This is a genomic window from Leifsonia sp. LS1 (assembly GCF_020521355.1).
In the GTDB taxonomy this organism is placed as follows: domain Bacteria; phylum Actinomycetota; class Actinomycetes; order Actinomycetales; family Microbacteriaceae; genus Leifsonia.
Genome location: NZ_BPER01000010.1, coordinates 90,227 through 101,184, shown reverse-complemented (window position 1 = coordinate 101,184; position 10,958 = coordinate 90,227). Strand labels below are relative to the sequence as shown.

Annotated in this window: 10 protein-coding genes and 1 riboswitch; of the genes, 5 read left to right on the top strand and 5 right to left on the bottom strand. The window is 72.9% G+C overall.

Going from position 1 to position 10,958, the window contains the following annotated elements; all coding sequences use genetic code 11:
* The 3 genes from LLS1_RS16825 to LLS1_RS16815 all read right to left on the bottom strand — a co-directional run.
* Nucleotides 1-1,328 (bottom strand): sigma-70 family RNA polymerase sigma factor (locus tag LLS1_RS16825; protein WP_226657352.1); only part of this gene is annotated, 1,328 nt, incomplete at its 3' end.
* 272 nt (nucleotides 1,329-1,600) lie between these two features.
* Complete coding sequence (gene nagA, locus LLS1_RS16820) at nucleotides 1,601-2,758, bottom strand: N-acetylglucosamine-6-phosphate deacetylase (protein ID WP_226657350.1); 1,158 nt, start codon at nucleotides 2,756-2,758, stop codon at nucleotides 1,601-1,603.
* Between the two features lie 31 nt (nucleotides 2,759-2,789).
* Entirely contained in the window at nucleotides 2,790-3,776 is a 987-nt protein-coding gene (locus LLS1_RS16815) for an ROK family protein (protein ID WP_226657348.1), read from the bottom strand.
* Nucleotides 3,777-3,836: 60 nt separating this feature from the next.
* Here LLS1_RS16815 and LLS1_RS16810 point away from each other — a divergent pair, with 60 nt between their 5' ends.
* Nucleotides 3,837-5,078 carry a mannosyltransferase family protein gene (locus tag LLS1_RS16810; RefSeq protein WP_226657346.1) on the top strand — a complete coding sequence of 414 codons (1,242 nt, stop codon included), beginning with the start codon at nucleotides 3,837-3,839 and terminating at the stop codon, nucleotides 5,076-5,078.
* Nucleotides 5,079-5,147: 69 nt separating this feature from the next.
* Here LLS1_RS16810 and LLS1_RS16805 read toward each other — a convergent pair whose 3' ends face one another.
* Nucleotides 5,148-6,659 carry a beta-N-acetylhexosaminidase gene (locus tag LLS1_RS16805; protein WP_226657345.1) on the bottom strand — a complete coding sequence of 504 codons (1,512 nt, stop codon included), beginning with the start codon at nucleotides 6,657-6,659 and terminating at the stop codon, nucleotides 5,148-5,150.
* A gap of 135 nt (nucleotides 6,660-6,794) precedes the next feature.
* Nucleotides 6,795-6,893: riboswitch (ZMP/ZTP riboswitch) on the top strand.
* Nucleotides 6,894-6,927: 34 nt separating this feature from the next.
* Between LLS1_RS16805 and glyA the strand changes: the two genes are divergently transcribed.
* The 4 genes from glyA to LLS1_RS16785 all read left to right on the top strand — a co-directional run bounded on the left by glyA (nucleotide 6,928) and on the right by LLS1_RS16785 (nucleotide 10,417).
* Entirely contained in the window at nucleotides 6,928-8,253 is a 1,326-nt protein-coding gene (glyA, locus tag LLS1_RS16800) for a serine hydroxymethyltransferase (RefSeq protein WP_308443827.1), read from the top strand.
* A 99-nt stretch (nucleotides 8,254-8,352) separates the two neighbouring features.
* Nucleotides 8,353-9,234, top strand: a complete 882-nt coding sequence (locus LLS1_RS16795) for a bifunctional methylenetetrahydrofolate dehydrogenase/methenyltetrahydrofolate cyclohydrolase (protein WP_226657344.1) — start codon at nucleotides 8,353-8,355, stop codon at nucleotides 9,232-9,234.
* Nucleotides 9,231-9,740, top strand: coding sequence for a YbaK/EbsC family protein (locus LLS1_RS16790; RefSeq protein WP_226657342.1), 510 nt, complete (start codon nucleotides 9,231-9,233; stop codon nucleotides 9,738-9,740). The genes LLS1_RS16795 and LLS1_RS16790 overlap by 4 nt, the downstream gene beginning before the upstream one ends.
* An 8-nt stretch (nucleotides 9,741-9,748) precedes the next feature.
* Nucleotides 9,749-10,417: a YoaK family protein gene (locus tag LLS1_RS16785; protein ID WP_226657341.1), complete on the top strand. Its 669-nt coding sequence runs from the start codon at nucleotides 9,749-9,751 to the stop codon at nucleotides 10,415-10,417.
* Here the strand turns inward: LLS1_RS16785 and LLS1_RS16780 are convergent.
* A complete protein-coding gene (locus LLS1_RS16780; RefSeq protein ID WP_226657339.1) occupies nucleotides 10,371-10,949 on the bottom strand; it encodes a gamma carbonic anhydrase family protein in 579 nt (192 codons plus the stop codon). The genes LLS1_RS16785 and LLS1_RS16780 overlap by 47 nt on opposite strands.
* Nucleotides 10,950-10,958: the final 9 nt, after the last annotated feature.

The window sequence follows — 10,958 nt, the reverse complement described above, 5'->3', positions numbered from 1 at the left end:
GGTTGCGGCCGGGTCCCCGAGGGACCGGTCGGGGTGGTCGGTGTGGTGGGGGTGGTGGGGGTGGTCGGCGTCGCGCCTCCCGGCAGCGCGGGCGCAGGCGGAGCGGCGGGGGTGGACGGCGCGTCGATCGGGGCTGGAAGGGCGGGGGACGGGGCGACCGGCGCGGGGCTGGTCGGCGCGGGGGCGGCCGGTGCAGGATCGGTCGGCGCGGCCGTCGCAGAACCGTCGGCGGGCGCCGGGGCGGTGGGCTGTGCGGGCCCGGCGACCGCGGCGCTGGTGGGGGCGGGCGTGGGGGCTAAGAGCGACGGGCCGAGAACGGCGGCCGCAGCCACGGCGGCCGCTACGAGCACCCCGCCGACGGCGAACGACGTGATGGTCACGGCGCCGGCGCCGGCGGCACCTCCGGCCGACGTCGACGAGCCGCCCGCGGCACCCGCGGACGAGCCTCCCGCTGCGCCTGCACCCGCGAGGGCCGATCCTGTCCCGCCCGTGGCGGCCGCCGGCATCGCGGCCCCGGCGGCGCCGAGCGCGTACGACGCGGTGTGCGCTCCTGTCTGCATCCACGCCGTGTACGCGGTCGCGCCCCCGACGCCCGCTGCGAGCGGGAGCAGAACGAGGGCGATCCGGGATCCGACATCCTTCGCCTCCGCAGCGACGATCGTGCAGCGCGCGCAGTCGATCAGGTGCGCCTCGACCTTGGCGGTCTCCCGCTTGCCGAGACCGTGCCGGGCGTACGCGCCCAGCCGCTCGGTCGTCCACCGGCACTCCGACCCCTCGGGCACGGCGGCGATGTGCGCCTGGATCCAGGCCTGCCGGAGACCCTCGCGGGCACGGTAGGCGAGAGCGGCGACGGCGTTCGCCGACATCCCGAGCAGCGGGGCGATCTCGGCGGGTTTCATGCCCTCGACCTCGCCGTACCAGAGCACCTCCTGCCAGCGCGTGGGGAGGGTGCGGAAGGCGGTCGCCGTGAGGGAGCGGTCGAGGGCTTCGAGCCCGGCGGCCTCGGTCGAGGCCGGGTCCTCGATGGTCTCGGCGTCGTGGATGGGTGTCTCGCGCGCGCGGCGCCCCCAGGTGGCGGCCACGCTGCGCACGGTCGTGAACAGGTAGGCCCGGAAGCCGGAGGTCGGGCCGTGGCCGTTGGCGATGGCCTGGTAGATCTTGGCGTACGCCTCGGCCACCAGGTCGTCGGCGTCGAGGTCGCTGTGCGCCCGCGCGACCGTGAGACCCGCCCGCGCGTGGCGCCGCCAGAGTTCGGCGAACGCCTCGCGGTCGCCGCCACGGGTCGCCTCGACGAGCTCGAGGTCGGAGAGATCGTGGACGGCGCGCATCCCACGATTGTCGCGCATCCTGGCCGCGAAGTGGCTGTGCGATCCAGGCCGTGGGACCTCGGGAAAAAACTTCGGGAACCGGCGTCATGGAATGCGGAAGACCCGGTCTCTTCAGACGTGGCCACCGCACAGGGGGCGGAAAGACCACCGCACGTGCCGGACCCGAACCGGCACGAGCTCGAGGATGACCGGCGACCCGAACGCCGATCGCCCTCGACGAAGGGGAGCCTCGAGGGCCGGACCCGGAAACAGGGTCCGGCCCCGGGTCACCGTCAGCGCGCGACCGGCGCGCCCTCCGCGAAGACCTGCAACACCCGGAAGTCGTCATCGAGCACTACGGCGTCCGCGGCGTATCCGGGGGCGAGGCGGCCCAGGTCGTCGCCGCGGCCGATCGCCGTCGCCGGGGTCTGCGTCAGCGCGAGCACCGCTTCCTCGACCGGGATGCCGACCTCCAGGACGGCGCGGCGCAGCGCGTCGTCGAGCGTCAGAGTCGACCCGGCGATGGAACCGCCCTCCGCCAGCCGGGCGACGCCGTCGCGCACCTCGACCGCCAGCGAACCGAGCAGGTAGTCGCCGTCGTCCGCGCCCGCGGCCGCCATCGCGTCCGTGATGAGCGCCACGCGCCCGGGAGCGGCGGCGAACAGCATGCGGACGACCTCGGGGTGCACGTGCACGCCGTCGTTGATGACCTCGAGGGTCACGCCGGGTGTGCGGGTCGCGGCCGCCACCGGGCCCGGTGCCCGGTGATGCACGCCGTCCATCCCGTTGTACGCGTGGGTGAGGATGCTCGCGCCCGCCTCGAAGGCGGCGAGGGTCTGCGCGTAGTCGGCGGCCGTGTGCCCGACGGCGACGGCCGTACCTGCGTCGCGGAAGGCCCGGACCGCGTCCAGCCCGCCCGGCAGCTCCGGGGCGAGGGTGATCTGGCGCAGGGTGCCATCGGCGGCGTCGACCAGCAGGTCGATGTCGGACGATGTCGCCGCCCGCAGCAGACTCGGCTCGTGCGCGCCCTTGTGGCCGACATCGAGGAACGGGCCTTCGAGGTGGGAGCCGAGCACCCGCGCGTCCGACCGGGTCAGCGCCGCGATCTCCCGGAGGCTCCGGGCGAGATTCGAGACGGGCGCCGTCACGAGGGAGACGACGGCGCGTGTCGTTCCGTGGCGCTGGTGCAGGTCGAGCGCGCGGAGGATGCTCTCGGGGCCGTCGTCGAAGCTGGCGGTGGCGCCGCCGTGCCCGTGGATGTCGACGAACCCGGGTGTGACCCAGGCCCCGTCGGCGTCCGTGACGACCGCCTCCTCGCCCGCGACGGCCGCGCGCCAGTCGTCGCCCGCGCCGGTCGCGACGATGGTGCCGCCCGCGAAGCGCACCCACCCGTTGTGGACGACGCGGCCCTCGCTGACGAGGCGGGCGGAATGGATCACATGCGCGGTCATTGCACCGACGATACCGTCGCTCGCCCCGCGCTCACCGTTCCGGGTGCGGTACCGGGCCGTCGAGCAGGTCGCGTGCGCGCAGCGCAGCCCCGATCACACCGGCGTTCTCGCCGATGCTGGCGCGCAGCAGCACAGGGCGCCGCTGGAAGGTGAGGATGCGGTCGAGCCGGTCGGCGAGCGGGCCGAACAGCGCATCGCCGGCCTGCGAGAGGCCTCCGCCGATGACGACCGCTTCCGGGGAGAGCAGGGCGACGGTGTGCGAGAGGTCGAGCGCGAGGGCGTCGAGGGCGCTCTCCCAGACGGCGACGGCGTGCTGGTCGCCGGTTCGGGCGCGCTCCAGCACCTCGCGGGCTCCGGGCACGGACGCACCGGTCGCCGCGTTGTACCGGCGGGCGATCGCGGCCGCCGACGCCACCGCCTCCAGGCAGCCGATGCCGCCGCAGGCGCAGACCGGGCCGTCGGCGACCTTCGAATGCCCCATCTCGCCGACCAGCCCACCGCCGGTGATCAGCCGGCCGTCGAGGAAGAGCGCGCCGGCGATGCCGGTGCCGATGGCCATCACCACGACATCGCGATACGGGGCCGCTGCTCCGAGACGCTGCTCGGCCTCGCCGGCGCCGCGCACGTCATGGCTGAACGACACCGGGATGCCCAGGGCCTGCGAGGCCGCCGCGCGGAAGGGGAACTCGGTCCAGCCCAGATTCTCGGCGAAGACGCCCACGCCGCGCGCGTCGTCGACGTGCCCGGGCACCAGCAGCCCGAGGGCCGCCGGGGCGAGCCCGGGGTGGGCGAGCCGGAGCTCGCCGGCGATCGCGACGACCGCCTCCACCACGGCCTCCCCGGTGCGTGCGCCCTCGTGCGGCGTGGGCCGACGCAGGATCTCGACGATCCGGCCGTCCGCGTCGACGAGGGCGGCCTTCATGTCCGTCCCTCCCACGTCGATCGCGAGGACGGGGAGCCCGGGGCCGAGGAGGGCGGGGTGCCGCGAGGCTGGAGACGGATCGGTGAGTACGTTCACATGTACAGGATCCCATCCCGGTCGCCACTCACGGTGCGCCGGAGTACCATCCCCCTGAGCATGTCAGCGGGAATCACGAGCACAGCGCCCGGGCCGGGAGCCGGTACGCGCACACGCGGGGGACGGGTGCGCCTGTTCGGCCGCGATCTGCCGTGGTGGGGCGCGATCCTCATCGTCTACGCGTCGTCGCGGCTGCTGACCACCGTCTTCATGCTCTCCCTCTACGTCGCGGCGACCGTCGGCGACTGGCATTTCGCCAGCTCGCGGCACGACCCGACGTTCTTCACCTTCTCCAGCTCGTGGGACGGCTCGTTCTACCAGCGGATCGCAACCGGCGGCTATCCCACCACCCTGCCTGTCGACGGATCGGGCGACGTCGAGCAGAACGCGTGGGCGTTCCTCCCGCTCTACCCGCTCGTGGTACGCGCCCTCATGGCGATGACCGGGCTGTCGTTCGCCCCGGCGGGCGTGCTGAACGCGGTGCTCTGCGGCGCCGGCGCCGCCCTCGTGCTGTATCGCGTCGTACTGGCGCGCGGCGGCACGGTGTCCGCGCTGTGGGCGACGATCTTCTTCTGCTTCGGGCCGCTCTCGTTCGTGCTGCAGATCACCTACGCGGAGAGCATGTTCTTCCTGCTCATGTTCGGTGGGCTCTTGGCCATGATCCGCCGCCGGTACTGGCTCGTGATCCCGCTCACGGTCGCTGCGGCCTTCGCCAAGCCGGGCGCGCTGGCCATCCCGCTGGCGCTGGCCGTCGTGTTCGTGGTGCGTCTGCTCGCGGACCGACGGGGACGGGAGGAGTTCCCCCGGCGCGAACGCATCGCCGTGCTGGTCGCCGGCGCCGTCACCGCGTCGGCCGGGCTGGCCTGGCCCCTGATCGCCTCCGCAGCGACGGGGGCGCCCGACGCGTACGTCTCGACCGAGCTCTCCTGGTGGACGGGATTCATCGGGCACGTCTCCTTCGTGCCGTTGACGCCGTGGTTCCTGTTCACCTGGAAGTACGCGGGCGTGGCCGGTGTGCTGCTGGTGATCGCCGCTCTCGCCGGGTTCGTGTGGGTGCTGACCCGCCGCGGCGTGCGCGCGCTCGGCACAGAGGTCGTCGCCTACGCCGCGAGCTACGGCCTCTACCTGGTGGCGGTGTTCCTGCCGCAGCAGAGCCTCTTCCGGCTCCTGCTGCCGCTCGCTCCGCTCGGTGGGGCGCGCGGCCTGACCCACAGCCCCCGCGCGCGGACGATCGGGCTCGCGGTCGGCGTGGCCTTGCAGCCGGTGGCGTTGATCCTGCTCTGGTTCCTCGGCTATCCCTGAGCCTCCGCGGCTACCCCTGGCTTCCTCGGTTCCGAGCCCGCGACGGCTGCTGCGGAGCCCGGCGCGGGATCAGGGGCGAGCGCCCTCCGGCCACGGCACCTCGGCGACGCGACGGTACGAGGTGCCGGAGGCATCCCAGTGCTCCGCCACCGCCGCGAGCCGCCGGGCGAACGCGGGGAAGTCGCGCGCGGCCTCCACCTGCTCGGTGTCGGCGGGGGCCGGGGACCAGCCGATCTCGGCGACGGCGGCCAGCCGCGGGAAGGTCATCTCCTCGGCCTGCTCGATCGTCTCGACCGTCTCGGTCCACAGCGGCGCCTCGACGCCCAGGATGTGGGCGTCCCCGAGTCCCGGCACGATACGCGCCGGGTCCCACTGCAGCGCTGCGGACAGGCTGGTCGGACCGTCGGCCCAGTCCTGACCGATCGCATCACCCTCCGCGTACACGATGTCGAGGTAGGCGACGTCGGCCGGCGACATGATCGCCGCGCCGCCCTGTCGGACGAACGACAGGATGTCCTCCGCCGCGTTCCCGCGGGGCGTGCGGAAGTCCCAGTACTGGCCGACCGTCCCCGCGGGCAGCGCGTCGCACGCGCCCATCTCGTGCCAGCCGACCGGCGTCTTGCCCGCGGCCGCGACGAGCGCCGCGGCGTGCTCGATGAAGCGCACGAAGTCCCCCCGCGAGGTGCTGAGGCACTCGTCGCCGCCGATGTGGAGCAGCCGCCCGGGTGTGAGCGCGGCGACCTCCCCGATGACGTCGGCGAGGAACCGCTCGGTCGCCTCGTCACCCGTGAGCAGAGTGCTGAAGCCGACCGTCGTGCCGGTGTAGAGCTCGGGCGCGTCGCCGTCCGGGTTCAGTTCGGGATACGAGGCCAGCGCCGCGTTGGTGTGGCCGGGCATGTCGATCTCGGGCACGATCGCGATGTGCCGCTCGGCGGCATAGGCGACCAGGCCGCGGTACTCGTCCTGCGTGTAGAAGCCGCCCGCGCCTCCGCCCACCGCCGTCGACCCGCCGATGCGCGTGAGCTCGGGACGCGACAGGATCTCCAGCCGCCAGCCCTGGTCGTCCGTGAGGTGCAGGTGGAGGTGGTTGACCTTCAGGAGGGCGATCGCGTCGATGAACCGTTCGACGTCGCGCACCGGGAAGAAGTGCCTGGCCACATCGAGCATCGCGCCCCGGTAGGCGTAGCGCGGGTAGTCCCGTACCCGCACAGCGTCGATCGTCAGGGGATCGTCGGAGCACGACGCCGGAACGAGCTGGCGCAGGGTCTGCACGCCGTGGAACGCGCCGGCCGCGGTCGCTGCGCCGATGCGCACGCCCTCGGCGGCGACGTCGAGCGAGTACCCTTCTTCGCGGTGCCCCTCCGGACCTTCGTGGTCGGCGACGACGATGGCGATGTCGCCGTACTCCGGCGGCTCGATCACGACGACGAGTTCGCGGCGGCAGTCGCTGCGGAGCGCGTCGCGCAGCAGGGCGGCAACGCTCTCCGCTCCCGCCCCCGCGACGCTGATCCGGGCGGTGGGCCCGAGGACGAAAGGCGCATCGGTCGTGCTCTCGAGCTCGACAGGGCGGGGTACGACCACGGAGGCTCCTAACGCGGCTGGGGACTGCTCGGGTGTCGGCCGCCTCCGTCCACCCCGCCGGGCGGCCACCAGCGAGTATCGCAGCCCTCCCGACCCAGGGGCAAGGGCACGGCGCGCACCCGCCTTTGCTATGCTTGCCCACGTCGCGACTGGCGCTCAGATGGTCACCATCGGGGAGCGACGACGGTACCTCGAAAGCATGGGTGGATTCGGCCGCGCGCCTGGGTCGATACGTACGAATGTCCATCCCTGTCCGAAGGAGCCCGTTGTGACCGACACCCTGCCCTCGACCTTCACCGCCCCCCTCGCGGAGGTCGACCCCGAGATCGCGGAGGTGCTGCAGCTCGAGCTCGGCCGCCAGCGCGACTACCTCGAGATGATCGCCTCCGAGAACTTCGTTCCGCGCGCCGTACTCGAGTCCGTCGGCTCCGTGCTGACCAACAAGTACGCCGAGGGCTACCCGGGCCGCCGCTACTACGGCGGCTGCGAATACGTCGACATCGCCGAGCAGCTGGCGATCGACCGGGCGAAGAGCCTGTTCGGTGCCGAGTACGCGAACGTCCAGCCGCATTCCGGCGCCTCCGCCAACGCCGCGGTCCTCTCTGCGATCGCGACCCCCGGCGACACCATCCTGGGTCTCGAGCTGTCGCACGGCGGCCACCTCACCCACGGCATGAAGCTCAACTTCTCCGGCAAGCTCTACAACGCCGTCTCGTACGGCGTCGACCCGGAGACCTTCCTGGTCGACATGGACGTCGTGCGCGACAAGGCGCGCGAGCACAAGCCGCAGGTCATCATCGCAGGCTGGTCGGCCTACCCCCGGCACCTCGACTTCGCGGCCTTCCGCGACATCGCCGACGAGGTGGGCGCCAAGCTCTGGGTGGACATGGCGCATTTCGCCGGACTCGTCGCCGCGGGTCTGCACCCGTCGCCCGTGCCCTACGCGGATGTCGTCAGCTCCACGGTGCACAAGACCATCGGCGGCCCGCGCTCCGGCTTCATCGTGAGCCGCGACACCGAGCTCGCCAAGAAGCTCAACTCCAACGTGTTCCCCGGCCAGCAGGGCGGCCCGCTCATGCATGTCATCGCCGCCAAGGCGACGGCGTTCAAGCTGGCCGCGACCGAGGAGTTCAAGGACCGCCAGGCGCGCACCATCCGCGGCGCCCAGATCCTCGCCTCCCGCCTCACCGCCGACGACTCCCGCGCGGCCGGCGTCGACGTGCTCACGGGCGGTACCGACGTGCACCTGGTGCTCGCCGACCTCCGCACCTCGGAGCTCGACGGCCAGCAGGCGGAGGACGTGCTGCACGAGGTCGGCATCACGGTGAACCGGAACGCGGTCCCGTTCGACCCGCGCCCGCCGATGGTCACCTCCGGCCTCCGCATCGGCACCCCGGCGCTCGCGACCCGCGGCTTCGGCGACACCGAGTTCACCGAGGTCGCCGACATCATCGCCGCCGCGCTCGTACCGGGCGCCGACACCGCGGCGCTGCGCTCGCGCGTCGACGCACTCACCGCGGCCTTCCCGCTCTACCCGGGCCTGACCCCCTCCGGACAGGATGCCTTCCCGGTCGAGCTCCCGTCCTCCATCTGACCCGGCCCCACCACTCGAGTACACACAAAGTCGGCGGGAGACCGTCGAGTACGCGGACGATCCGCGTACTCGACGGCCGATCGTGAAGGAGCAGGGAACATGAGCGCGAAGATTCTGGACGGCAAGGCGACGGCGGCCGCGATCAAGAGCGAGCTGACGGAGCGCGTGGCGCGGCTGCGCGAGCAGGGCGTGGTGCCCGGGCTCGGCACCATCCTGGTCGGCGACGACCCGGGTTCGCAGTGGTACGTGGCGGGCAAGCACCGCGACTGCGCGGAGGTGGGCATCGCCTCCATCCGCCGCGACCTCCCGGCCGACATCTCCCAGGCCGAGCTGGAGGCCGTGATCGAAGAGCTGAACGCCGACCCCGACTGCACCGGGTTCATCGTCCAGCTTCCGCTGCCCGCGCACCTCGACACCGATGCGATCCTCGAGCTGGTCGACCCCGCCAAGGACGCGGACGGCCTGCACCCGACCAATCTCGGCCGCCTGGTGCTCAACGTCAACCGGCCGATCACCACACCTCTGCCGTGCACCCCGCGGGGCGTCATCGAGCTGATGGAGCGCCACGGCATCGAGCTGAACGGCAAGCACGTCGTCGTCGTGGGCCGCGGTGTCACCGTCGGGCGCCCCATCGGCTCGCTGCTGACCCGTCGCGAGTACAACGCGACGGTGACGCTCACCCACACCGGGACCGTCGACCTGGACGAGCACCTGAAGCGCGCCGACGTGATCGTCGCCGCGGCGGGCGTCGCCGGCCTGGTCTCGGCGGAGAACGTCAAGCCCGGCGCGATCGTCCTCGACGTCGGAGTGAGCCGCGTGGAGGACCCGGTCACCGGCAAGAGCGTCGTCGCCGGTGACGTGGCCGCCGATGTGGCCGGGGTCGCCGCGTGGGTCTCGCCGAACCCCGGCGGGGTCGGCCCGATGACGCGTGCGCTGCTGCTGCAGAACGTGGTCGAGTCGGCGGAGCGGTCCCTGGCATGAGCGCGGAGGGCGCCGACCGCACGCACCCGGCCGTCGAGAAGGTGGAGGCGGCGCTGCTCGCCGCCGGCGTGGAGCCGCGGGTGCGCTGGTTCGAGGCGGCGACGCCGACAGCCGTGTCCGCGGCCGCGGAGCTGGGCGTCGAGATCGGCGCGATCGCGAACTCGCTGGTCTTCACGATCGACGGCGAGCCGTTGCTCGTGATGACCTCCGGCGCCCACCGCGTCGACACAGCATTCCTCGGCGAGCGGCTGGGTGGTCGCATCCGCCGCGCCGACCCCGAGACCGTCAAAGCGGCGACCGGTCAGACGATCGGTGGAGTCGCGCCGGTCGGGCATCCCGCGCCGCTGCGCACGGTCGTGGATGCCGAGCTCGCGGGCTACCCGGAGGTCTGGGCGGCCGCGGGCCACCCGCACACCGTGTTCCCGACGACGTTCGCCGAGCTCGTGCGCATCACCGGCGGAGAGCCCGGCCCGGTCGAGCCCGGCTCCTCGGCGCACGAGGCCTGATCCCGCACATGGTCCGCTCTCTCAGTCGCCGCAACTTCGCGGCGGCGGCGGTGCTCTCCGGGTTCGCCGGTTTCGTGGACGGTTTCGGGTTCAGCTATCTCGGCGGGTTCTTCGTCTCGTTCATGAGCGGCAACACCACGCGGCTGAGCGTCGACCTGGTGCACGGCGCCTGGCCTGCTTTCGCGCTCTGCGGCCTCCTCGTGGTGTGCTTCGTGGGCGGTGCGATGGCGGGCACGGTGCTCGGGGCCGCACGGCACGGTTCGACCCGTGTACTGGTGCTCATCGCTCTCGCTCTCGCCGCGGCGGCCGCCGTCGCCTCGGCGGCGGCACTGTCCGGCACAGCCGATCTCCGCCCGATCGTCGGCGCCCTGCTGGCCGTGGGGATGGGAGCCGCCAACACCGTCTTCTCCCGCGGCGGCGAAGTCTCCTTCGGTATCACCTACATGACCGGCGCATTGGTCAAGGTCGGCCAGGGCCTGGTGGCGGCGTGGCGGGGCGGTCACCGCACGGGGTGGGTGCGGCATCTCGTGCTCTGGGCCGCGATCGCCACGGGAGCGTTCCTGGGCGCCGGGGCGTTCGTCCTCGCGAGCAGCTACGCGCTCTGGGTCGTCGTGGGAGCGCTCGCTCTGGTCACGGCGTGGCCGTCGGCCCGCCGTTGGCTGCATCCGGAGGCGTGACGTGCAGCGTCGCGGCGGCCGCGGGGCGGGGATGCTCGCGCGTGTGGTGGACGTAGGACTGCGCATTCTGCAGTAGTCCCTCCCGTTCCTCCGGCGTCAGCGCACGGCGCACCTTGCCGGGCACGCCGGCGACGAGCGATCCGGGCGGGACGATCGTGCCTTCCAGCACCACCGCGCCCGCCGCCACGAGGGATCCGGCGCCGATCACCGCGCCGTTGAGCACGGTGGCGTGCATCCCGATCAGGGCGCCGTCCTCGACCGTGCAGCCGTGCAGCACCGCGTTGTGGCCGACGGAGACGTCCGCGCCGATCGTCAACGGGAAGCCCGCGTCCACATGGCAGGAGACGTTGTCCTGGATGTTGCTGCGTTCGCCGAGCGTGATGTCCTCCGCCTCGGCGCGCAGCACGGCGTTGTACCAGACGCTCGAGCCGGACAGCAGTCGAACGCGCCCCGCGAGGACGGCGCCGGAGGCGACGAAGGCGTCCGCGGCGACGCGGGGGATCGAGCCGTCGGACAGGGTGACGATGGTCATCCCGTCAGC